Origin of the sequence: Vibrio sp. Vb0304 (assembly GCF_033338995.1) — a bacterium.
Lineage (GTDB): Bacteria > Pseudomonadota > Gammaproteobacteria > Enterobacterales > Vibrionaceae > Vibrio > Vibrio alginolyticus.
In genome coordinates this window covers 66,820-87,590 of sequence record NZ_JAWOTT010000012.1, presented here as the reverse complement: position 1 = coordinate 87,590, position 20,771 = coordinate 66,820, and the positions used below count along the sequence as shown (strand labels likewise).

The 20,771-nt window shown below is 45.6% G+C and carries 24 protein-coding genes; 10 read left to right on the top strand and 14 right to left on the bottom strand.

Going from position 1 to position 20,771, the window contains the following annotated elements; all coding sequences use genetic code 11:
- Positions 1 to 165: 165 nt before the first annotated feature.
- From vopD to sctW, 12 genes are read right to left on the bottom strand one after another with little or no spacing between them, the layout of a single operon-like run.
- Complete coding sequence (vopD, locus tag R7P35_RS15465) at positions 166 to 1,170, bottom strand: type III secretion system translocon subunit VopD (protein WP_005377262.1); 1,005 nt, start codon at positions 1,168 to 1,170, stop codon at positions 166 to 168.
- A 10-nt stretch (positions 1,171 to 1,180) separates the two neighbouring features.
- On the bottom strand, positions 1,181 to 2,380 hold the full coding sequence (gene vopB / locus R7P35_RS15460; RefSeq protein WP_005377260.1) for a type III secretion system translocon subunit VopB: 1,200 nt from the start codon (positions 2,378 to 2,380) through the stop codon (positions 1,181 to 1,183).
- 7 nt (positions 2,381 to 2,387) lie between these two features.
- Entirely contained in the window at positions 2,388 to 2,873 is a 486-nt protein-coding gene (vcrH, locus tag R7P35_RS15455; RefSeq protein ID WP_005377258.1) for a SycD/LcrH family type III secretion system chaperone VcrH, read from the bottom strand.
- 12 nt (positions 2,874 to 2,885) lie between these two features.
- The gene (locus tag R7P35_RS15450) at positions 2,886 to 4,709 is read right to left on the bottom strand and encodes a virulence-associated V antigen (RefSeq protein WP_272870541.1); all 1,824 of its coding nucleotides are present in this window, start codon (positions 4,707 to 4,709) and stop codon (positions 2,886 to 2,888) included.
- Between the two features lie 10 nt (positions 4,710 to 4,719).
- Positions 4,720 to 5,004: an LcrG family type III secretion system chaperone gene (locus R7P35_RS15445; RefSeq protein WP_005377254.1), complete on the bottom strand. Its 285-nt coding sequence runs from the start codon at positions 5,002 to 5,004 to the stop codon at positions 4,720 to 4,722.
- Between the two features lie 60 nt (positions 5,005 to 5,064).
- On the bottom strand, positions 5,065 to 5,478 hold the full coding sequence (locus R7P35_RS15440) for an LcrR family type III secretion system chaperone (protein ID WP_005377252.1): 414 nt from the start codon (positions 5,476 to 5,478) through the stop codon (positions 5,065 to 5,067).
- Positions 5,478 to 7,604 (bottom strand): SctV family type III secretion system export apparatus subunit VcrD, encoded by a 2,127-nt coding sequence (gene vcrD, locus R7P35_RS15435; RefSeq protein ID WP_086013853.1) that lies wholly within the window; start codon positions 7,602 to 7,604, stop codon positions 5,478 to 5,480. Before vcrD ends, R7P35_RS15440 begins: the two co-directional genes overlap by 1 nt.
- The gene (gene vscY, locus R7P35_RS15430; protein WP_005377248.1) at positions 7,588 to 7,929 is read right to left on the bottom strand and encodes a type III secretion system chaperone VscY; all 342 of its coding nucleotides are present in this window, start codon (positions 7,927 to 7,929) and stop codon (positions 7,588 to 7,590) included. The genes vcrD and vscY overlap by 17 nt, the downstream gene beginning before the upstream one ends.
- Positions 7,930 to 7,934: 5 nt before the next feature.
- Positions 7,935 to 8,312: a type III secretion system protein VscX gene (gene vscX / locus R7P35_RS15425; protein ID WP_005377246.1), complete on the bottom strand. Its 378-nt coding sequence runs from the start codon at positions 8,310 to 8,312 to the stop codon at positions 7,935 to 7,937.
- A complete protein-coding gene (gene sycN, locus R7P35_RS15420) occupies positions 8,309 to 8,683 on the bottom strand; it encodes a type III secretion chaperone SycN (RefSeq protein WP_005377240.1) in 375 nt (124 codons plus the stop codon). Before sycN ends, vscX begins: the two co-directional genes overlap by 4 nt.
- The gene (locus tag R7P35_RS15415; protein WP_005377239.1) at positions 8,670 to 8,954 is read right to left on the bottom strand and encodes a TyeA family type III secretion system gatekeeper subunit; all 285 of its coding nucleotides are present in this window, start codon (positions 8,952 to 8,954) and stop codon (positions 8,670 to 8,672) included. The genes sycN and R7P35_RS15415 overlap by 14 nt, the downstream gene beginning before the upstream one ends.
- Positions 8,935 to 9,828, bottom strand: coding sequence for a type III secretion system gatekeeper subunit SctW (sctW, locus tag R7P35_RS15410; protein WP_017821331.1), 894 nt, complete (start codon positions 9,826 to 9,828; stop codon positions 8,935 to 8,937). The genes R7P35_RS15415 and sctW overlap by 20 nt, the downstream gene beginning before the upstream one ends.
- A 185-nt stretch (positions 9,829 to 10,013) precedes the next feature.
- Here sctW and vscN point away from each other — a divergent pair, with 185 nt between their 5' ends.
- The 10 genes from vscN (at position 10,014) to R7P35_RS15360 (ending at position 18,570) form a co-directional block, all read left to right on the top strand.
- Positions 10,014 to 11,336, top strand: coding sequence for a SctN family type III secretion system ATPase VscN (gene vscN / locus R7P35_RS15405; RefSeq protein WP_017821332.1), 1,323 nt, complete (start codon positions 10,014 to 10,016; stop codon positions 11,334 to 11,336).
- Entirely contained in the window at positions 11,333 to 11,794 is a 462-nt protein-coding gene (locus R7P35_RS15400; RefSeq protein WP_025768127.1) for a type III secretion protein, read from the top strand. Before vscN ends, R7P35_RS15400 begins: the two co-directional genes overlap by 4 nt.
- A gap of 9 nt (positions 11,795 to 11,803) precedes the next feature.
- Positions 11,804 to 13,009 (top strand): type III secretion system needle length determinant, encoded by a 1,206-nt coding sequence (locus tag R7P35_RS15395; protein ID WP_213908120.1) that lies wholly within the window; start codon positions 11,804 to 11,806, stop codon positions 13,007 to 13,009.
- A complete protein-coding gene (gene vscQ, locus R7P35_RS15390) occupies positions 13,006 to 13,974 on the top strand; it encodes a SctQ family type III secretion system cytoplasmic ring protein VscQ (protein ID WP_025768125.1) in 969 nt (322 codons plus the stop codon). Before R7P35_RS15395 ends, vscQ begins: the two co-directional genes overlap by 4 nt.
- Positions 13,971 to 14,621 carry a SctR family type III secretion system export apparatus subunit VscR gene (gene vscR, locus R7P35_RS15385; RefSeq protein WP_005377232.1) on the top strand — a complete coding sequence of 217 codons (651 nt, stop codon included), beginning with the start codon at positions 13,971 to 13,973 and terminating at the stop codon, positions 14,619 to 14,621. Before vscQ ends, vscR begins: the two co-directional genes overlap by 4 nt.
- Positions 14,622 to 14,634: 13 nt before the next feature.
- Positions 14,635 to 14,901 carry a SctS family type III secretion system export apparatus subunit VscS gene (gene vscS, locus R7P35_RS15380; protein ID WP_005377227.1) on the top strand — a complete coding sequence of 89 codons (267 nt, stop codon included), beginning with the start codon at positions 14,635 to 14,637 and terminating at the stop codon, positions 14,899 to 14,901.
- On the top strand, positions 14,898 to 15,683 hold the full coding sequence (gene sctT, locus R7P35_RS15375) for a type III secretion system export apparatus subunit SctT (RefSeq protein ID WP_031778955.1): 786 nt from the start codon (positions 14,898 to 14,900) through the stop codon (positions 15,681 to 15,683). Before vscS ends, sctT begins: the two co-directional genes overlap by 4 nt.
- Positions 15,684 to 15,698: 15 nt before the next feature.
- Entirely contained in the window at positions 15,699 to 16,748 is a 1,050-nt protein-coding gene (gene vscU / locus R7P35_RS15370; protein WP_005387129.1) for a SctU family type III secretion system export apparatus subunit VscU, read from the top strand.
- A gap of 102 nt (positions 16,749 to 16,850) precedes the next feature.
- Positions 16,851 to 17,561 carry a helix-turn-helix domain-containing protein gene (locus R7P35_RS15365; RefSeq protein ID WP_021707757.1) on the top strand — a complete coding sequence of 237 codons (711 nt, stop codon included), beginning with the start codon at positions 16,851 to 16,853 and terminating at the stop codon, positions 17,559 to 17,561.
- 106 nt (positions 17,562 to 17,667) lie between these two features.
- Positions 17,668 to 18,570 (top strand): DMT family transporter, encoded by a 903-nt coding sequence (locus R7P35_RS15360; protein WP_373417447.1) that lies wholly within the window; start codon positions 17,668 to 17,670, stop codon positions 18,568 to 18,570.
- Positions 18,571 to 18,659: 89 nt separating this feature from the next.
- Here the strand turns inward: R7P35_RS15360 and R7P35_RS15355 are convergent, their stop codons facing one another.
- Both R7P35_RS15355 and R7P35_RS15350 read right to left on the bottom strand, forming a co-directional pair.
- Complete coding sequence (locus tag R7P35_RS15355) at positions 18,660 to 20,138, bottom strand: CesT family type III secretion system chaperone (RefSeq protein WP_151514830.1); 1,479 nt, start codon at positions 20,136 to 20,138, stop codon at positions 18,660 to 18,662.
- 9 nt (positions 20,139 to 20,147) lie between these two features.
- Entirely contained in the window at positions 20,148 to 20,606 is a 459-nt protein-coding gene (locus R7P35_RS15350) for a CesT family type III secretion system chaperone (RefSeq protein ID WP_005387141.1), read from the bottom strand.
- Positions 20,607 to 20,771: the final 165 nt, after the last annotated feature.

Sequence of the window (20,771 nt, the reverse complement as noted above, 5' to 3'; positions counted from 1 at the left end):
AGCAATCGTTAACAATTTGATAACGTTTAAGTTCTCATCCTTGGAGGTTGATTTATAGATATATACTTTTTTATCAACTTAACCTACTGATAAATAGCATTTAGACTTGAATCCCATAAAAAAAGCGTTGTATAAACAACGCTTTGTAGTTAGTGAAACGGATGGTTACACCGTTGGGACTGATGCTCGCCACGCTTGGTTCTGGCTATCTGAGATAGATCGGAACAAGTCACGTAGCTCTTTCAATAAGCCTTCTTGGAAACCAATGTTTTCATCGGCTTTCTGTTTGGCTGCTTGTGCGCGAGTCGCTTGTACTTCATCATCTTTGCTGCGCGCTTGCGCTTTGGTTTGCTCTACATTCGATGCTGAGTTTGCCATCTGGCCCAAAGCTTGAAGAATCGCGTTCTTCGCTTGGTTTGAGCTCATCAACTTATCGAACTTACGGCCACCACTTGTCAGCTGCGCTGTCGTGTCTGCGATATTGTCTTTCGCTAGTGAGTGCGCACGCTTAACCTGATCTTGCTGCGTTTTAGACAAGCTATTGTTATTTAATAACTCTTCTGCTTGATCGAAGCCAGCTTTTTGCGTTTTAAGTACATTATTGCTCGCCATTTCATTCTTGATTTCTTTCCCTGCTTTGAAAGAACCAAGGGCACCAATAATTGCGGTAGCACCCGCTAGTACACCCGAAACGACTGCCATCGCGATCATCGCGCTTGCCGAGTTGTTTAGTTCTGCCGCTTGGCTTTCTAAACTCGCGACGTTTGCTTCAACAGCAATTTCACGTTGTAGCACTTGCTGCTCACGGCTCAGCTTTGATACTTGATACAACAATGTTAATAGCGTCAACGATTGTGATACCGCATCTGATGGTGACTTGATCACCTCCTCACCGTTAAGCGCTTTCATCGTTGTGCTCATTAATGAGCTCACCGTCGGTGCAAGAGCGCTCATTAGGTTTGCAACAACTTGAGCTTGGTTACTCACTGTAGGAGCTTTAGGTGTCTCTAACTGGTAGCGTGCTGCACCAGAAACACCTGACTCACTTTGGCTTTTAACGGCGCCCGCTTCAAGCTTTGTTTCCGGCGCTTTTTCTGCTTTGTTGGTTTTAATGGTGTCGCCTAAACCGTATAGTTCACCACGACCCGTTCCGCCTACTTTATCTAGCATAATAAACTCCTTATACCGTTGCAGGACGGCTTAACACCGTTTGCATAGTTTCACTTTTCGCTTGAATCATTTGCATGATGAGACTCATCAGCTCTTGGAAGTCTTCCATCAACTTACCAATCTCTTCTTTGAGCTTATCAATGACAGCCTGGCTTAACGTCATTTTGGCTCGAAGGTCTGTGATATCAGCCTGAATCTCTGTCACGTGAGCATTGTTAGCAGCGTGGACACTGTCCGTTGCGCCTTTACCCACGTTGACGGCAAGATCGACGGTTTCTGCGCCATAACGAATCGCTTTCGCTGTTGTTGTCGCAGCTTTTGTGCCCATATCCGCCACTTTCGCCATGTTTGCAGCGGCTTTCGTAGCGATTTCCGTGACCTTTTGAGCTACCTTACCAGCACCTTTTGCTGCAAGTTTCGCGATACCGCCAGCAGCTGCACCACCAAACGTCACAACAGCTCCGATAACCGCGACGGCGATTTCTAATGCCATTACGACTTTGTTTAGCACATCGACATTTACGCCCGCTTCTTTTAGCGCATCTTGAACGGCTGGCTCTTGCAACGCCATGCTCACTGCTCCCATGACGCCACCAGCGATCATAAGTGCACCGGCTGCTGCACCAACACCCGTTGCCACCATTACGGCACCAACAACAATAGAAACCACCGCACTGATCCAACCAAAGATCTTCGCTGCTAAGCCTGATTTTTGGGCTTCTTTTGCAGCGGCTTCCGATTCTTTGATTTTGTCTTGGTTTTCCACCATCTCTTTTTCGTGCTTAGCTTTTGCGACCTTCACTTCCTGAATTTTCAGCTCGTTTTGAGCACTTTTCAGTTTATCCGTGATAGCAGCAAGCTCTACTTCAAAATCATCAGCAGATCCTGCGATTATTTTGACGGCAATCGAACCTGTTTGGTCTGCAACTGCATGGAGAGATTTTGCAATGGTATCGACGATCTTTTGCAGCTGTGCCATGGCTTTTAGCGTCAAATCATTCACTTTGTCACTAACAGCTGCGTTAGGTGCATCTAACTGAACTTTTACTTTTCCGGTGTTCAGTACATCTGCATCTTTACTCTTCACGTTTTCTACCGTCACAGAAGGCGTCGCTGTAGACGCCGTTTTCTGCACGTTATCTAACGTGGCTTGGCCAGATTCAGGGCTATAAACCTGTGTCTGGATGCGGTCAAGTGCAATAGAACTCATAGTCTAATTACTCCTTTTTATTTCTCACCGCTTCTAACATGATGCCTGCACGCTCATGCAAATCTGCATATTGTGATTTTCCGGCAGACATCTCCTTCGCGCTATAAAACCCACTCTCTGCTTCTGTCAGTTGTTCCAGTTTCAGGTGACATTCAGCAGAGTGAAAAGGTGGGCGTGGATCATTTACGTCCACTAGCGCTGCGTAGCTGTAGGCGTCTATTGCCTGCAGATACTCACCCAACTCCTGACGAGCCGCGCCAAGGCCAATGAAAAATCGCGCCTGATAATGATCAAGCATGCTGAGTAATTGAAATACTTTCGCTGCTTGCTCAATCTTTCCCGATTGGAAAAAGTTGTAACCTACGGCATAAATATGTTCGATGGTGTCCTGAGACACATCGTGCAACATTTTTAGCGTGCCTCCCTCTTCCAGAAAAGACAGCAGCTCTTCTGCTTGCATTTGGGATGGATCGGTCGCGTTTGTTTTAGTCATGGTTGGTTATCCTTAAATGGCTCGTAGGATTTCTTGTAAAATACTGTGGTACTTCTGAACAAACTTGTTCATCGCTTCAACGGTCGAGTTGTATTGAGAACTGGTGTCGTTCAGCTCAGTGGTTTTGATTTGCACTTCATCGTTAAGCAACTTGGATTTAGCACTGACAGAACTAGAAAAATTAGACAGTTTTTTCGACTTCTCTTCGTCTTGGTACGACGCACCATCACCGATAGTAATACCTTGTGTTTGAAGGAAGTCTCGATGGTTTGTTATTTTATTATCCGTCAAATACTTGTACTCAGGTGAAGCTTCAAAATCCGTTTGATTGCTGTAGTTAAAGTCACTCGCTTTGAAGTTACTTTCTGGATATCCCGGTTTATAAACCCCATCAACACTTTGCGTAGAGTGAATTTTTGATTGCACAACACCAAAAACTTTAAGCTGTATTGTGAGATCCTCTAATGCCTCTTTCTGGTCATTACGTTTCTCTAAACGGTTAACACGACGCTCATTTAGCGCAAGCAGCACTTGCTCATCAAAACGGTCTCCAATGCTGGACTCAACAACGGCCAACAAATCACGAGCCGTTAGAGAGTGCTCTGCTCTCACCTCGCGATCCGCTTTCTCTTTATCGGTGATATTGAGTAGACGCTCTTTCAATGCCCCTAAGTTTTTGCGCAATGCCTCGTATCGCTCAGTAAATGAAGCCCCGGTAGATTCACCTTTTACTATTTTTTCAAACTGTAATCGGATATCTCGTTCGGTGTTTTCTTTGATCAAATTAACTTGAGCTGCCGTTATTTGTGTCTTTTGGACATCGGCTATCGCGCTGTCCTGGTAAAAGTCATCGATTTCTATATTTGTTAAACTCACCGCGAAGTTGGCGAACAGACTAGAAAGGGTCAAAGGCTCAGTTCCACCAATGACAGTATTAAGTGTTGCTTTTAGATTGTTCGTTCCACTCGCCTCACCATAAGCTGCGCTATATTGGCCTTTCACTTGAGCGGCCATTTCATCTAACGCTTCTTTAAGCTGCTGTTTAGAAATACCAGGAGTCCAGGTAATTCTGCTAGCTAGCGCACTTGCGTCATCGGTGCTTAAAGTAATACCAATGCCTTGAAAACTACTTTTTAATTGAGCTGAGACTTGAAGGGCGAAACTCTCTTTAGTCAACAGAAAGTCCGAGCTCTTCAGTTGCGCGAGATTAACGGAACCTAAGCTACTAAAGGCATTGCGAAGAAAAGAAATAGAAGCATCTCTCACTTCACGGGAGCCCATTTGATTAGCAAGCTCTGCAACAAAAAGAGAAATTTCTTTGGTGGCATTAGCCAGTTCTGTCTCGGAGAGGTTGGCGATCTGCTCCGCTTGGTTACTCTGGGTGCCCAGATTAAATTGACTAACAAACTCAGTAGATAACGAGCTATCTACGTTTTCCGTCAGTAGCTTACTAAACCAAGCCTGAAACTGATTTGATAGCGTTTGGTTTGTTTGAGCATTAAACTCGGCTGCGGTTAATTCGCCATCTGAGTTAGCACTTTGTAGCGACTTTATCCAAACAGATGCGGTGTCGGTCAATGATATACCAGCAAACGCGTTATTTTTCGCTTTTAGGTTTTCAAGCGTATCAACATAAAGCGCGATGCTTTGTGATTCCGTTTGTCCCGAGATAGTTGGCAATGAAGAGATTATCGAGGCAAGTTGCTGAGTCTCTGCTTCACCCAGTACAGGGGTAAATGCCTCTATCAAGTTTTGTTGGAAAGTGGGTAATGGTGCACTACTCGCAGCTGTGTCTGTTGCTCCTGTCGTAGAGCCAGTCGTTTTCATATTCGTCATTTCCAAACCTCTAAATCATCATGCCGCGCATCACTGTGGGACGCTTTCTGCGTTTACCTGACGTACCTTGTAGCTGAGTTTGTTGCTGCCGGCGGCGCTGGACTTCGTCTATTAGCTCTTGCTCTGCACGTTTCATGGTATCTACTGGCGCTTTTATGCCGCCAAGTAAAACATCCCCCGCAACAGGACCAACACCTAAGCCTTCCAATAGCTCGTTAAAAATATCGGTTCTGTCTTCAGCTTTTCTAATGGCAAGCTCAGCGTTCTCAATCGCATCGGTAAACGGTTGCTTCATCTTGATTCCTATCTTAAAGCGGGTCATCTCATCGGTGCTGTCAGTAACAGTCGTGAGTTTTTACTTTTTCAACTTTTTCAAAGGTCTATAATCTGCTAGGCGTAAACAGTACCAGTCTTCTAGCTCATCATGGCTTGCACCGCATGCTTTTAGATAGAACTGTGCCAATCGCTGGCTGCTCATGTTGCTACCACGTAACACATCGACGTTGCCGCGAATGACCCAATCGGAGGGATAAAGTTGAATGGCATGTTCAGCCAAGAGAAATAAGCCGGCAAAGGGGTTACTCAACCCCAATTTTGGACGAACGCGTTTCAGAAGAACGATGATGATTTCACCGTCCTCCACCCGAAAAACGAGCTCTAAGCCTTCAACTTCAATTCGATAACCAAGTTGAATTTCACTTTGTTGCCAAAAGTATGGCGTCACTTCGATCCCCGCTTGCGCCAGCGAGAGTATTAGTTTTGTTTTCATTACATCCCCACCCTTCCAAGTGGCTGAATATTGATTTGCTGGGTTAGTTCTTGAAATGACAAAACGGGCAGATCGTAGTATTCCGATTCAATAAGCTTTCGCACATATCGGCGTACATCCATAGACACAACTAGCACAGGTTTATTCGGCATGCGGCTTAAGTCACCAATGGTCTGTTTCACATCACTGACAAATTGTTGCGTTACTGACGGATCTAACGCCAAGTAACTCCCTGCTGAGGTTTGACGAATACCGCTGCGTATTGTGTCTTCGAGATTTTGATCCAATAAGTAAGCGGGCAACATGTTTTGTCCGCTCGCGTATTTGTAGCAAATGTAACGTTTTAAGCTGGAACGAATGTACTCCGTCAGCTGTACAACATCTTTCTCTTTTTGGCCCCACTCAACCATCGCTTCCAAGATCACGCGAAGGTTTCGGATAGAAATGTCTTCAGAAACCAAGCGTTGCAAGATTTCCGTCATTTTTTGCAACGGAACAATACGCTGGGCCTCTTTGACTAGCTCCGAATAACTGCCTTCCATCTGCTCCAACAGATAACGCGTCTCCTGAATACCAATAAAGTCTTGTGCGTACTCCTTAAGAACATGAGACAAGTGGTACGTTAAAATCCTGTCGGGTGTGAGAAAACCGACATGACTGGCTACGAGTTTTTGCTCATAACTCTGTGCCACCCAAATGCTAGAAATACCGGGTAGAAAATCTTCATCTTGCTCATAAGGCACGCCTAATAAATCGATCTGTTCATTCCCTTCTGTCACCAAGAGTTGATCTTTAACAATTCGTCCTCGTGCAACCGGGACTTCTTGTAACTGAATTAAGTACTCGCCATTTTGCATCCCCTCGTTAAAGCGCAGGTGGATGCCTGGGAAAGGCACGCCTAGGTCGAGATATAGTGCGCGTCTAACCCTTGCTAGCTCTTCATTTAATGCGACCGCTTCCAAGCTTTCCTGAAGGCTCGCGTCAAGATCGATCAAGAGTGGGACCGTCATGGCAAACTCTTCTTGCTCACCTAATTTGCCTTTACTGTTTCTAGATGGAGTGGGTTTGTTTGGCTTCGCTGCTGGCGAACCGGCCCCTTGCGAAACAAAGCTTGATAAGTCGGTGCTATCTGATTCAGCTTGTTTTTTCTGTTGATAGAAAAGGAAGAAACCACCACCACCAACCACGGCGGCCAAGACCAGAAAAGTGATTTTTGGAAACCCAGGGATGAGTGCGAACAGCACCAAAAGCACACCACCAATAAGAAGTGCTCGTGGCTGAGCAATCACCTGCCCACCAATATCCGATCCAAGATCAGAAGAGTCTTCATGAGAAACACGCGTCACGATAATACCGGCGGTAATCGCGATAAAGAGTGCCGGGATCTGCGATACCAAACCATCACCAACGGTCAAAATCGCAAACAATTCAAGTGCTTCAGAAGCACTCATGCCTTTTTGCGTTACCCCGATCGTGACGCCACCTAAGATGTTGACCACAATGATGACCAGACCCGCAATGGAGTCGCCTTTAACGAACTTCATCGCGCCATCCATCGAGCCATACATTTGGCTTTCTTTTTCAATCAGTGATCGTCGGTGCCTAGCTTCGTGTACGTCAATTACTCCGGCACGCATGTCACCGTCAATACTCATCTGCTTACCAGGCATCGCATCGAGTGAGAAGCGCGCACTAACTTCTGCTACCCTCTCTGAGCCTTTGGTGATCACCATAAACTGAACAATGGTAATGATCAGGAACACAACAATACCGACCACTAAGTTACCGCCCACAACGAAGTTACCGAATGTATAAACGATTTGACCTGCATCGCCTTGTAGCAAGATCAAGCGGGTTGTCGTGATAGATAAAGACAGACGAAACAATGTCGTGATCAATAGCACCGCAGGAAATGCAGAGAACTCAAGTGGCGTGGTGATGTAAATCGCTAACATAAGCAGCACCACCGCAATGCTCATGTTGGTGCCAATCAGTACATCCACCAGTGCGGTAGGAAGTGGCAATATCATCATAAAGACGATCGCGAGTAACATCACCGCAAGCATGATGTCTTTGCGTTGCCCTACTTTGTTTAGAATATCGATCAACTTATTCATGTGATTCACTATTTAAAGATTGCAGATAGCGTCGGTGCGCTTGGCGTGCCCCATCGACGTCATTTTGTTTCCAACGCGCTTGGCTTAAACAAAACCAGAGTCCTGCCGAGTCAGGATGAAGGTCGGATTTTAATAAGTGCTCACACACCTCAATCGCCCGGGTATATCGACCACTTTGTAAACACGCCACAGCAAGTGTTTGCATCGCCTCTTTGTGCTGCGGTTCTATTTCTAGAACCGCATCGAGAATAGAAATGGCATGCTCTGGCTTTTGGTATTGAACTTGTAGCGCAGCGTGAACAAGTAAGAGTTCAATGTCTTTGGATCTCAACATGTTGGTTAGACCTGGATAAGGAGATTGAGCGCCATAGTGAGGTAACGCTGATCAAGTTGTGTACTTTGTAGCGTTTCAGATGCTTTGATAAAAGAAGCGGAGCCTGAATCCTGTGCAAGAACTTGCAGCTGAGCTAACGTTTCATCAAATTGTTGACGGTATTTTTCTGGACGCAACAACTCTGAGTGCAGCAGCTTGGGCTTAGTTAACGCGATGAGATATTGGTCTGAAGGCCGGAGGTCATAGAGCTTCTCTAAATGTGTAGCGACCGCCTGACCATCAGGAAGCAATTGAAATCGCTCTGGGAAATCGGCCTTAACTTCACTATGAGTAACATGCGTAAAGGCTTCGATGCCTACGTTTAAAGTGCTGACTCGAGTCATGAGCCTGCCACATCGTTATGTAGACGAGCCAAAAGCGTAAACGCTTGCTCTAAGGTCGGAAGTGTTACTTCTTCTCCTTTTAGCCTTGCTGAAAAAACCAGAGTTTGTTCATCTAACAAGCCGGTTTTAATTTCGAAAGGCCAGCCTTGATCGGCATGACACAAACACAGTGCACTTTGAATAATGTCACTGGTTTGATGCCAAGATAACGCTCGAGACAACATCAAGAATAACTGCTCACCCTGTCGCTCAATATGCAGCGTACCACTTTGCTCAAAATCCAGCTGCACCCGTCCAGCTGATGAGAAATCGACGGCATCGAGCCCCATTCCTCGGCAAAATTCATCGACGGATGCATCAATCCAACTCATCTTCCCACGCTTCCTCTTCTTCTATATCAATGGCTTCGTCTAGCGCCTTTTGTACCGCTTGGATTAAATTCTGTCGTTGTTCTTCATCGGCGAATACGTCAATTGGGATTGCGCGAACTAACTTATGGAACTCTCGAAAAAAATCGATTTTTTGTTCTACCGCCGTCAATTCCATTGCGTTGGCGACTTTCCATATCTCATCACTGCTTACCCATCGCTGCTCTACCAACGCAATCACATCAGCCATCAAATTAGAAACTTGATAAGCCATAATTCGTCCTTTCCGGTTTAAACATTTGGAACAGCTGACTCACACGATCTTGCAACGTATTTAGAGTTTTGAGTTTTTGCATATCGGACATCAACCACTGCAACTTAACCGAATCGATACTGCTACCTTGAACACTAAGATCTGCACTCATGCCTTGCAGCATAAAGTCAACAGCGGTCGATACCTCCTGCTCACCAAAGCGCGCCACCACATCTTGATAAGCAGCGCCGAGCCCTTGATAACTATGAACGGTATCGCGGTAGAAGCCGCGCAGCTGATGCAAAGAGCTAAACTCTTGCTCTTGGCTATATTCATCAGCAAAATTTGAGACACGGATTTCCGTATCAATTTGAGACCATGTATCTGGGTTTTGCTCGATTCTTAGAAGTGCTTGGTCAATCAGCGCTAGTAGGTGTTTACTTTCTGGACTCGCACTCAAAAACTTTTTAACGGCTTTTAGCGCGAGGTATTGATGGCTTTTCTCCTCGGAAAACCCATTCAAGTAGGCTTGTAATTGCGCGATGGTCGAGATATTTCCTCCCGCCATTTTTGTAGCCAAATCTTTGATCTTTTGATTCTTTTCAAGATCAGGGACTTTTCTTAAATAGTCCGAAACGAGTTCATGTGCTTCATTAACTCGAACACCACTGTCTTTCACTTTGCGCTTAGTCAGATCTTTCTCTGCTTTTTCGGAACCGAGTGAAGTGAGTTCTTCCATCGCATCAAAAAGTGATTGTGTAGCATTGTGAACACGGACGGTTTCACCGCGATAATTGCCTTTTTGTGAAACGTCGGGGCGAGACGATTCCAACCCGTTTTGGATAGACGCATCAAACTTTGGATTTGTTGCGATATGATTGTTGATAATACTCATTCACTTGCACTCCTTCCGCACAATACAGGCGAATTATAGAAAGTGCGCTTTGTTGAAGCTGTCAAAATCAGACGTGTTTTTTTAGTGCGCTTTCAGTTTTCTAAAAACTCCCGACTGATATTCACTATAAATTGATTCTTATACTTTCTATCCTCTCAGCATCAATCATTGCGCATATTTTTACCTTGAACGATTTCTCATACATCACTGATATCCAACAATCTGCGATTAAACACACGCGTTTGATCCAAATTCGCGGGCGCGTTACACAAGTCACCGGCACCATTATCAAAGCTGTCGTCCCTGGCGTTCGTGTAGGTGAACTGTGTGAGTTGCGCAATCCCGATCAAACTCTGTCTTTGTTAGCGGAAGTGGTTGGCTTCCAGCAGCATCACGCTTTGCTCACCCCGTTAGGAAATATGTTTGGGATTTCCTCAAATACAGAAGTAAGCCCAATGGGCAAAATGCACGAAGTGGGTGTTGGCGACCACCTGTTAGGTACAACGCTTGACGGGCTTGGACGTCCTTTCGATGGTACGCAAAGTCAGGAACCAAGTGCTTGGTATCCTGTTTATCGCGATGCGCCACCACCAATGCAACGTAAACTAATTGAAAAGCCAATCTCTCTTGGCGTTCGATCCATTGATGGGCTACTGACCTGTGGTGAAGGTCAGCGCATGGGTATTTTTGCAGCGGCTGGCGGGGGTAAAAGTACCCTACTGGCAAAACTGATTCGCTCCGCAGAAGTTGACGTGACCGTTCTCGCCTTAATTGGTGAACGCGGACGCGAAGTGCGCGAGTTTATTGAGCATGACCTAGGCGAAGAAGGAATGGCCAAATCGGTTTTAGTGGTCGCTACCTCTGATCGCCCAGCAATGGAGCGTGCCAAAGCCGCTTTTGTTGCCACTTCTATCGCAGAATATTTTCGTGATCAAGGTAAACGCGTGCTACTGCTGATGGATTCTGTAACGCGTTTCGCCCGCGCACAGAGGGAGATTGGACTAGCCGCAGGCGAGCCACCAACACGACGTGGCTATCCGCCTTCTGTTTTTGCCGCTTTGCCAAAGCTGATGGAACGAGCTGGACAATCAGACAAAGGATCAATTACAGCACTGTACACCGTGTTGGTGGAAGGTGACGACATGACGGAGCCTGTCGCGGATGAAACTCGCTCAATTCTAGACGGGCACATCATTCTCTCGCGCAAACTTGCGGCAATGAACCATTACCCCGCCATTGATGTACTTCGGTCAGCAAGCCGAGTGATGAATCAAATCGTTGAACCCGATCATCAGGCGTCTGCTGCTCATATTCGCGAAATGTTAGCTAAGTATGAAGAAGTTGAGCTGCTAATCAAAATTGGCGAATACCAACATGGCGCAGATAGTCGAGCGGATTTGGCCATTGCACAAAGTGATGATATACGCGCCTTTTTACGCCAAGGCACTCATGAACCAAGCGATCTTGATGGCGCTATCGCTCAACTTAAAGGGATGGCGAAACAATGATAGAACGCTTATTAGAAATCAAAAAAATTCGCGCTGAACGTGCGGATAAAGCCGTCAAGCGTCAAGAATACCGAGTGTCAAACGCCGCAGCACAGGTTCAAAAGGCCGAACGTTCTGTCGCGGACTATCACGTTTGGCGCCAGGAAGAAGAAGAGCGACGTTTTGCTAAAGCAAAACAACAAACACTCGTTCTCAAAGAGCTAGAAACATTAAGACAAGAAATCGCGTTGTTAAGAGAGAGAGAAGCCGAACTTAAACAACGTGTGGCCGAGTCAAAAAAAGCGCTTGAAATCGAACGCTCGGCACTTAAAGAAAAGCAAAAAGAGGCGCGACAAGCCCATAAAACCAAAGAAAAATTCGTTCAGTTGCAGCAACAAGAAGTCGCGGAAAAATCGCGAGAAAGGCAATACAAAGAAGAACTCGAACAGGAAGAGTTTCGCACTGTCGACATTATCTAAAGGTTCACTATGCGCATTACCCCAACAACTGAAACATCGAATACGCTGCACAAATCAACGCCGGAACAAGTGCCTCTCGAGAAGGAGGCCGAGCTTCAATCACAATTCGAGCATGCAATGACGAAGAAGCCTAGCAAGGGAAAGGAGTCTATCGTTGGGAATCCCCAAAAAAATCATACTGGCGAAGAAGACATACCGCTAAGGCATAAGACATCTCAAAGTCTAGATAAGAAACATAACCTATCGAACCAAGAAGCCAACGCTGACAAAAACATCTCCACTTTAAAAGGCAAAAGTGACGTCGTTACTAAGAGAGACGTAGAGAAATCGCAAGACGACGCAGCAAATAGCGAAGAAATAATTAGCGAAAACAATAAACTGCTTAAAAATGACGGAAAAAGCGATGGCGACACAGTTCTAAGCTCCCCTTCTACCGAGCTTGTTGATCCTCACTTTCAAGCTCATTTGAAAGATGACAAACCGACGCCGATGGATAAACGTATCTCACCGGATTGTCTCTCTACGCTTGAATCTGGCTTGCTCCCCCAAAGTGCGACAGCGACAGAGCTCGCTCAAGATGGGATTAACATTGTTGGCTTAACAGAAAAGCAAACTGAAACAGCGCACAATAAACGCGCAACTCATTCGCTACAGAATACAGGCAAACGATTAGACCAAACTGATGGCCTGCCTGAAACCAAGCCTCTTGAAAAAATCGAGACGAAAAGCGCACTAGTCACCGTTAAAACGGATGAAGAAAAAGTACCTTCTCAGCCCTTTGCAAGTGCGGTAACACAAGGCGATGTCATCCTAAAAAGTGTTGCTTCGCAGGCTCAACCGAGCCCAACGCGAGACGTAAACCAATTACTCCAGCAATTGGTGGATAAAATCTATGTTGCTCTGCCAACCGCATCGGACAACAAAGAGGTTCGGCTGTTTCTAAGTGAAGGACAATTAAAAGGTGGCGAAATCCACATCAAGTTGGACGCTCAAGGGTATAGCGTGACGATTCGACAAGAGCATGCCCTTTCCATTATTAGCCAGCAAGCTAGACAAGATCTTGCTGAACGGCTAAACCGATTCGGTGGTGAGCAGCCACTTCGCTTAGCGATCAGCGAACAAACTCAACAGCTCGATCAACAACAACATGAACAACAACACTCACGCCAACAACGCAGCGTGTATGAAGAATGGCAAGCGGAGAATGACCTATGACACCGTTAATAATACCCAAAGTGGATGCAGAAAGTATCGCGCTCAGCAATCAACTTTGTGCAAAACAGTGCCACTTCCAAGGGACTGATGGTCAGAGCGTATCGATTACTGTTGCTCAAATCCCTTCATTTGAAGGGTTCCGTTTAACCACGTTGATTGGAGGGCAAACCCTACAAGTAGACTTTTCTCGTGCGCAGCTCCAACATTGGCTGAAATCGACCTTAAATGCTACTGCGTTTGAGTCCCTGCCTAACTCCCTCCAGTTAGCACTTTTGAGCTCACAGATAGAACCGCATAGTGAGGCAATCAAAGCGCTATTTGGTCAGTTACCCATTCTTAGTCAACTACAGCCGTTAGAGGCGAGCCAGGCCCAAGAGCATACTTTAATGTTAACCCTCAATAAGCCTAACGGCTCTCTTTGTTTGTGGGTTAGCGAAGGATCAGACGTGTTGTTGGATGCGCTACCAAACAGCGCTGCTCTACAAGCTCGACACCTCGCTTTACCTGTGTGGTTAAGTCTTGGAAGGACCCATTTGACGTTAAGCGAATTTAATTCGCTCGAGCTGGGAGATGTCATCTTTTTTGACGATGGTTACATCGCCAAGCAACAAGCCATTTTTCAAGTATCTAACCAGAATCTCTGGCGCTGCCAGCTAGATGACCAAACTCTTCACATTATTGAAAAAGAAACCAATATGAATGACGTAAACACTTCAGAAATGTTAACCGACCACCAGCAACTGCCTGTGGAACTCACGTTTGATATCGGCCATCAAACCATCACGCTAGAGCAGCTTAACCAGCTTCAGCCAGGGTACGTATTCGAGCTAAACCAGCCTGTATCTAAGCCGGTAACATTGCGTGCCAACGGCAAAATCATTGGTGAGTGTGAACTGGTTAATGTTAACGAACATTTAGGTGTGCGCGTACTGGAGCTGTTCGGTGGCACGCAGGAGCCAGCATGATCCAGTTACCCGACGAGCTCAATCTCATTGTCAGCTTAGCACTGCTGGCACTGATCCCATTTATCGCCATGATGGCGACGTCGTTTGTGAAACTCGCCGTTGTATTCTCACTGCTGCGTAACGCTCTCGGTGTACAGCAAATTCCGCCGAATATGGCGCTTTACGGATTGGCTATCATTCTGTCAATTTTCATCATGGCTCCCGTCGGGTTTGAAACCTACGACTACGTAAAGCAGCATGATATCTCCCTTGAAGATTCTGCAAGTGTAGAAGGCCTCATTGAAAGCGGTTTACAGCCTTATCGAGAATTTTTGAAAAAGCATATTCGGGAAACCGAAGCCATATTCTTCACTGATGCTGCACGCACATTGTGGCCACAGAAGTACGTAGACCGTTTAGAGTCGGACAGCTTATTGCTCTTACTGCCCGCATTTACCGTCAGCGAGCTTACTCGCGCTTTTGAAATTGGCTTTCTGTTGTACTTACCGTTCATAGCTATTGACCTAATTGTGTCGAATATCCTACTCGCGATGGGGATGATGATGGTATCGCCAATGACGATTTCCCTCCCCTTCAAATTGTTGCTTTTTGTCTTGCTTGACGGCTGGACAAAGCTCACCCACGGCTTAGTGTTGAGTTACGGTTAATCACGGAGAAAGTATGCATTCTGCTGAAATCATTCATTTCACGACTCAAGCATTAACCCTAGTGTTGTACTTGTCATTACCGCCGATTTTAGTCGCAGCATTGGTTGGTACATTGGTGTCGCTTATTCAGGCGTTAACTCAGGTCCAAGAACAAACGTTAGGCTTTGTGGTCAAGCTTATCGCGGTCATTATTACGCTGTTCGTCACAACGCAATGGCTAGGGGCAGAGCTCCACGCCTTCGCCTCGCTTGCTATGGATAAAATTCCTCAAATACGATGAGTTATCACGACTTACACCAGGCTTTATTTTTGTACAGCCTGACGTTACCTAGGTTAATGGCATGCTTCATCTTTTTGCCTATTTTGAGCAAGCAAATGTTAGGCGGCACCATGGTGAGAAATGGTGTGCTTTGCTCACTCGCACTGTTTATATTTCCGATGATTAATCAGCAAAGCTTGCCCGCAGAAACCGACGGCATTTGGCTGATAATGATTTTGGGTAAGGAGGTATTAATTGGGCTATTGATAGGGTTTGTTGCTGCTATCCCTTTTTGGGCGATAGAAGCGGCCGGTTTTCTGGTCGACAACCAACGTGGGGCTGCCATGGCAAGTATGTTTAACCCAACGCTAGGCTCACAATCCACACCAACAGCGGTATTACTGACCCAAACGTTGATTACCCTGTTCTTCTCTGGCGGGGGCTTTGTCACTTTTATCTATGCGTTATTCAAAAGCTATACATCTTGGCCGATCGTGGACTTTTTCCCAACCGTTAGCGACGCATGGGTGAGCTTCTTCTACGCGCAATTTGAACAGCTTATGTGGCTTGGTGTGTTGATGTCCGCTCCATTAGTGTTGGCAATGTTTCTTGCTGAGTTTGGTCTAGCGCTTATCAGTCGTTTTGCACCGCAATTGAATGTTTTTTTCCTTGCCATGCCAATAAAAAGTGCCATCGCGAGTGTTTTACTGATCGTGTATCTCGGAATAATGATGGATCACTTTGAAGTACAGTTTTACGGCATTACCCGATTCGCAGAACAACTCAATACCATTTGGCAATAACGCTTAGGATTCTTTATGAGTGCAGAAAAAACAGAGCAACCCACCGCAAAAAAGTTACGCGATGCTCGGCAGAAAGGTCAGGTTGCCAAAAGCCAAGAAATCGTATCGTCTGCATTAATTTTGGCGCTCATAATTGTACTGTTTGCGTTCGCCGATTATTACATGTCGCACATCTCAGCGCTTATTCTCCTACCAAGTAAGCTTGCTTATCAGGGTTTCCAAGATGCGCTAGTCGATGTCGCTATCGCCATCGCAAAAGAAATTGCCTATCTACTCGCTCCGATTATTCTGGTTGCTGCACTCGTCGCCATCTTTTCCAATATGGGGCAGTTCGGGTTCCTATTTAGTGGTGAATCCGTTAAACCCGACATCAAAAAGATCAATCCCGTCGAAGGGGCCAAACGCATTTTTTCCCTCAAGAGTGTGATTGAGTTTATCAAGTCGATCCTTAAAGTCTCTCTTCTTTCCTGCATTATCTGGGTGACATTACGCGGTAACATCAACGCTTTAATGCAAATTCCAACTTGTGGGCTAGAATGTGTCCCGACCATTACTGGCGTCATGATTAAACAATTAATGATTATCTCTTCGGTAGGCTTCATCGTCATCGCTGCCGCAGATTTTGCGTACCAGAAGTTTGATCACACGAAAAAGCTCAAAATGAGCAAGGACGAAGTGAAGCGCGAATACAAAGAGATGGAAGGCAGTCCAGAAATAAAAAGCAAACGTCGTCAGTTACACCAAGAGCTACAAGCCTCTAATCAACGTGAAAACGTTAAACGTTCTAATGTATTAGTTACAAACCCAACACATATCGCGGTTGGCCTTTATTACAAGAAAGGCGAAACGCCCCTGCCCGTCATCACTTTGATGGAAACCGATGCGGTAGCCAAACGTATGGTCGCAATCGCTAAAGAGGAAGGCGTGCCTGTGATGCAAAAAGTCCCTCTTGCTCGTGCACTATACGCCGACGGTAACGTCGACCAGTACATCCCAAGCGATCTTATTGAGGCAACTGCGGAAGTGCTTCGTTGGTTGGCTTCGTTAGAGTCCGAGGCGGACTAACAAACCACATCCCATTCAAGATCTGGGCTTACAACTGCCCAGCTTTCAACCTCGATACTTTCAACGCTATAATGCGGTATCCTTTAACTGTATGTTGTTTTTATGAAATCTAGCTTAAGCATTCGCTCCTACACGAAACGTATGAGCCGACATACTCATAGTGATTATCATCAACTGGTGCTTCCTCTCCAGGGCAACATACATATTGATATGGATAGCTATGTCGGAAAGGTGGCGGTTGGCGACTGCATAGTCATCCCCAAAAGTTGTGCTCACGGGTTTAATGCCGAAGAGTCATCACGCTTTATTGTTGCGGATATGACCACTTTGCCCACTCATTTGATGGATAATAGTGTGGCTGTGTTTTCGATTAGCCCGCCTCTACTGAGCTTTATCCAGTTTGTCGAAAAGCAACTTGAGTATCAGGTTAATGATGAAATTGAAAACTCAATGGTTGCAACCTTCTATCTGTTGCTGGAGCAGCAAAAGCGGTCTCGCTCCGTGGATTTGCGTATTCGAGATGTACAGGTTGTGATCGCGGAGCAGCTTGATCAGCCACTCACCATTGCCTCATTAGCGAATGCCGCTTGCTTGAGTCCGACGCAGTTTAAAAAGCTTTTTAAAGAGCAGCTAAAAGTGAGCGTCCATAAGTACATTACACTACAACGTATGGAAAAAGCCAAAGCACTACTGACTCATACAGACCTTCCAGTTCAGTTGATAGCTGAACGAGTTGGTTATAGTGACCTTTCCGCGTTTAGTCGACGGTTTTCAATGCATTTTGGTATGTCTCCTAGAGAGTTTTCCCGATAGTCACTAAAATAGTCTTCTGGAACAAGTATTCCGTCTTTTCAGCACAAAAATCTCTATCGCTTTCTTTTATTCTTTCTACCCTAAAACAGCCATTCACTAGGTAGAAATTACAGTGTTAAAAAAACATTTCACCGACTATCAATTAGGAACTTTATCCATACTTTTTGCTTCAACCCTGTGGGGAACGACGGGCACCGCTGCCAGCTTGGCACCGGATGTCAGTGCTCTCGCCATTGGCGCATTTTCTATGGGTATTGGTGGGTTTATGCAAGCATGTCTATCTGCGAAGTCACTGAAGAGAGATTTTCGAAAAGTCGTACATAAGAAGAAAACGTTACTGATTAGTATTATCGCCTTAGCCACCTACCCACTGGCTTTTTATTCATCAATGCGATTCGCTGGTGTGGCTATTGGTACGGTTATTTCTATCTCCACTGCTCCTTTCTTTTCTGCTTTGTTAGAGTGTCTCTTTAGCCGAAATCAGACCATAACCAAGCGCTGGATGATGAGTTTCGCAATCGGGGTCATTGGCATTACCTTGTTGCTGGCTTCTGAGTCATCCGCAAATAGCTTATTTGATCAGGATATGAAGCATTGGGGTGTATTACTTGGCCTATTGGCAGGTTTGACGTACGCCATTTACTCATGGGGAGTAAAGGCTATGATTGACCACGGCATTGAATCGCAAACGGCCATGGGAAGTGTTTTTGGTATTGGTGGAGTTTTGCTTCTACCAACACTTTTCATCACGGGTGATAATCTATTTGCATCGTCAACTAATACGGCGGTCATGCTCTACATGGCCTTGATTCCAATGGGGTTAGGTTACGTCGCTTTTGGGTTTGGGCTACGGTTTGTTACAGCCAGTGGAGCTAGCATACTCACGCTATTTGAACCTGTTATCGCAGCAGCACTAGCAGTTGCGATTGTTGGGGAAGAAATTTCTTTCATTGGTTGGGTTGGTATAACGTTGACACTTGTGTGTTTGTTTCTTCAGTCGAAAAGTTAAATTAAACCGATATTAGCCAGCCCCAAAAAGGAACGCTGACGGTAGATAAAGTAAGGAGCAGCACCTACTCCCTACTTTACCATTTGAAATTACACCCAGCCTTCTGCCAAGTACATCAATCGCAATTGACTTGGTGAGCCTAGTTTTTCTAGCGCATCTAATTGGACGTCACTCAGGTTTGGGCATTTATCAAGATAAACTCGTCCGTTTGCTGCATCTAGGGGGAGCTTGTAGGTTAGCTTTTCGTTTATTTTACTTGCTTCCCCTTTATCAATCGCTCGAACAGCTGGCATGAGCCAATCCCAATCTTCTCCTAACAGTTTTTTAAACGCCCCGTTAGCAATAGACTCGGTTTTACTTGGTGCATCCTCTGGGCTTAGCTTCAAGATAGAATCTACGTCAGGAACCAAGTGCTCACTTGGCTCTGAACCCAACATCTTTTTCAGTGTTAATCGAGCGGCTTCCATCTCTTGTGCCTCTTTAGGCGCTTGAGGAGAAGTCATTGCAGTATCCTCCTTAGGGCCAAGGTACGCCATTAATGCGCGGACAGAAGCCGGATCTTGCATACTGAAGGTAAAGTCTCCTTTTGCATTGGAAACTTCAAGTCTAGGTAAAACACCAGACATTTCGCCTTGCATAAGTTGCTCTTTTACTTCCGTATTTAACCCGTATGCCCCAGCTTGGTTCGCCACAAAGCCACCGCCGCTCATGATAGCAGTCGTTGCCGCAGAACCGATTGCCTCTTTTGCTATCGGTGTGACGCCCACCGTTGCTACAGAGCTAACACCGAACGTGCCCAGGCTCCCCGTCGCCATACCTAACGTAGCTCCAATGCCACCTTCAGCCGACAGTATCGCATGACCTTGAGCCAAGGTTTGCTGCATCGGCATAGAAAGACGTTGATCTCGCCCTGGCAGCTGTGAAATTTGTTCTAACTGATGATGGTAAGCCTCAGCATCACCATTTACGGCCGCTTTGTGCAGCTCTCGACCTGTAGAAATCAATAAGCCAACACCAGGTAATGCCAAGTTAATAACGGCGTTCACACCAGAACCTTTTAGCTTTTCTTTGCCCATCTGTAACAGTTCAGCAGCGAAGCCATCCATTTTTCCTGGATACTGGGCTTCTAAACTCACCTGCATACGCGGATCTTTGCTGATCGCATCAAACGTATTTTTAAGCTGCTGGTACGCATCGCTGCTCACTTTTATTTCATCCAATAGGCTGACAACTTCTAAGATTTTACGCTCAGTAAGTGGCTCACCGCGATAGCCTGAAGGACTCACTAGGGAGTATGCCAACAGCGCAACCTCAGGTTTTTCTTGCTTAAGTAGCGCCTGCTTTAAATCAAGGTGAGTTTTGATGTTTTCTTGGAAAAACTTAGTGTATTTGCTTCTCAATACGCCTTCGTGAATAGAAGCAAACTTATGACCTTTGTGGAATGTGGAAGGTTCTTTTACTTCACCTCTTTTACTGATCACTCGGTCATCTTTTTGTGCAGCAACTGCACGAAACTGTTCTAGATCAGGTACTGGGCTTTGGCTGATTTTTTGTGTTGTATTAACCATTTTTCTCTCCTACACACGAAGTGATTGAACATGAGCTTGTTCATGATTAGAGGTGGTTGGAATCGCTTGATCCAACATTGCGAAACGCGCTTGCCACAGCTCGGCCTGTTCAATAACTTCGTGAAACCAAGCGGTAAGGTTCGTCGTATTTAGATGCTCAACGGGTTTACGTCCTGCTAAGACAAGCTGTCGACCGTTTGGAGCCAAAGCAAGTGCGAGGCTGCCACTACCTATTCCTTGATAGTTAGCATGAGCAAGAAGCTCTAAACCTTTTAGTCGTTGTTCACCGGATTTTTCTAACCCTCCGAACGTTACAGACAACATCAAATCATCCGTATCTGTCGCGATGAAATACAACATGTAGCGATCATCGACCAGTAGCTGACAACGTTCATTTTCTTCAAAATTCAGTTCGGGCAACTCATTGAGTTGGCAAAACTCCAAGAGCAGTTGTTGAATCGTGTTCATAACTTTTTCCTTTTGTTTCAATAACTCTATTGAACAACGATTGCAGATTGAACGATGTCGGTAATGGCTTTATTTTTGTCACTTTTTCGCCTTCATTGTGAGGTTTTCCGCAGAAACCTCGCTCTAAAAACGAGTTGCCAGAGTAATAAAAAAGAGCAGCTCAGA

Excerpts from the sequence above, each read along its gene's own strand:
- R7P35_RS15400 (WP_025768127.1), top strand. The coding sequence starts at position 11,333 with ATGATAGAACGCTTATTAGAAATCAAAAAAATTCGCGCTGAACGTGCG.
- vopD (WP_005377262.1), bottom strand. The coding sequence starts at position 1,170 with ATGCTAGATAAAGTAGGCGGAACGGGTCGTGGTGAACTATACGGTTTA.
- vscX (WP_005377246.1), bottom strand. The coding sequence starts at position 8,312 with ATGACTCGAGTCAGCACTTTAAACGTAGGCATCGAAGCCTTTACGCAT.
- R7P35_RS15440 (WP_005377252.1), bottom strand. The coding sequence starts at position 5,478 with ATGAAAACAAAACTAATACTCTCGCTGGCGCAAGCGGGGATCGAAGTG.
- R7P35_RS15355 (WP_151514830.1), bottom strand. The coding sequence starts at position 20,138 with ATGGTTAATACAACACAAAAAATCAGCCAAAGCCCAGTACCTGATCTA.
- vopB (WP_005377260.1), bottom strand. The coding sequence starts at position 2,380 with ATGAGTTCTATTGCACTTGACCGCATCCAGACACAGGTTTATAGCCCT.
- vscU (WP_005387129.1), top strand. The coding sequence starts at position 15,699 with ATGAGTGCAGAAAAAACAGAGCAACCCACCGCAAAAAAGTTACGCGAT.
- vscS (WP_005377227.1), top strand. The coding sequence starts at position 14,635 with ATGCATTCTGCTGAAATCATTCATTTCACGACTCAAGCATTAACCCTA.
- vscY (WP_005377248.1), bottom strand. The coding sequence starts at position 7,929 with ATGTTGAGATCCAAAGACATTGAACTCTTACTTGTTCACGCTGCGCTA.
- R7P35_RS15350 (WP_005387141.1), bottom strand. The coding sequence starts at position 20,606 with ATGAACACGATTCAACAACTGCTCTTGGAGTTTTGCCAACTCAATGAG.
- R7P35_RS15365 (WP_021707757.1), top strand. The coding sequence starts at position 16,851 with ATGAAATCTAGCTTAAGCATTCGCTCCTACACGAAACGTATGAGCCGA.
- sctW (WP_017821331.1), bottom strand. The coding sequence starts at position 9,828 with ATGAGTATTATCAACAATCATATCGCAACAAATCCAAAGTTTGATGCG.
- R7P35_RS15450 (WP_272870541.1), bottom strand. The coding sequence starts at position 4,709 with ATGACGAATATGAAAACGACTGGCTCTACGACAGGAGCAACAGACACA.
- R7P35_RS15445 (WP_005377254.1), bottom strand. The coding sequence starts at position 5,004 with ATGAAGCAACCGTTTACCGATGCGATTGAGAACGCTGAGCTTGCCATT.
- vcrH (WP_005377258.1), bottom strand. The coding sequence starts at position 2,873 with ATGACTAAAACAAACGCGACCGATCCATCCCAAATGCAAGCAGAAGAG.
- sycN (WP_005377240.1), bottom strand. The coding sequence starts at position 8,683 with ATGAGTTGGATTGATGCATCCGTCGATGAATTTTGCCGAGGAATGGGG.
- R7P35_RS15415 (WP_005377239.1), bottom strand. The coding sequence starts at position 8,954 with ATGGCTTATCAAGTTTCTAATTTGATGGCTGATGTGATTGCGTTGGTA.
- R7P35_RS15395 (WP_213908120.1), top strand. The coding sequence starts at position 11,804 with ATGCGCATTACCCCAACAACTGAAACATCGAATACGCTGCACAAATCA.
- vscQ (WP_025768125.1), top strand. The coding sequence starts at position 13,006 with ATGACACCGTTAATAATACCCAAAGTGGATGCAGAAAGTATCGCGCTC.
- sctT (WP_031778955.1), top strand. The coding sequence starts at position 14,898 with ATGAGTTATCACGACTTACACCAGGCTTTATTTTTGTACAGCCTGACG.
- vscR (WP_005377232.1), top strand. The coding sequence starts at position 13,971 with ATGATCCAGTTACCCGACGAGCTCAATCTCATTGTCAGCTTAGCACTG.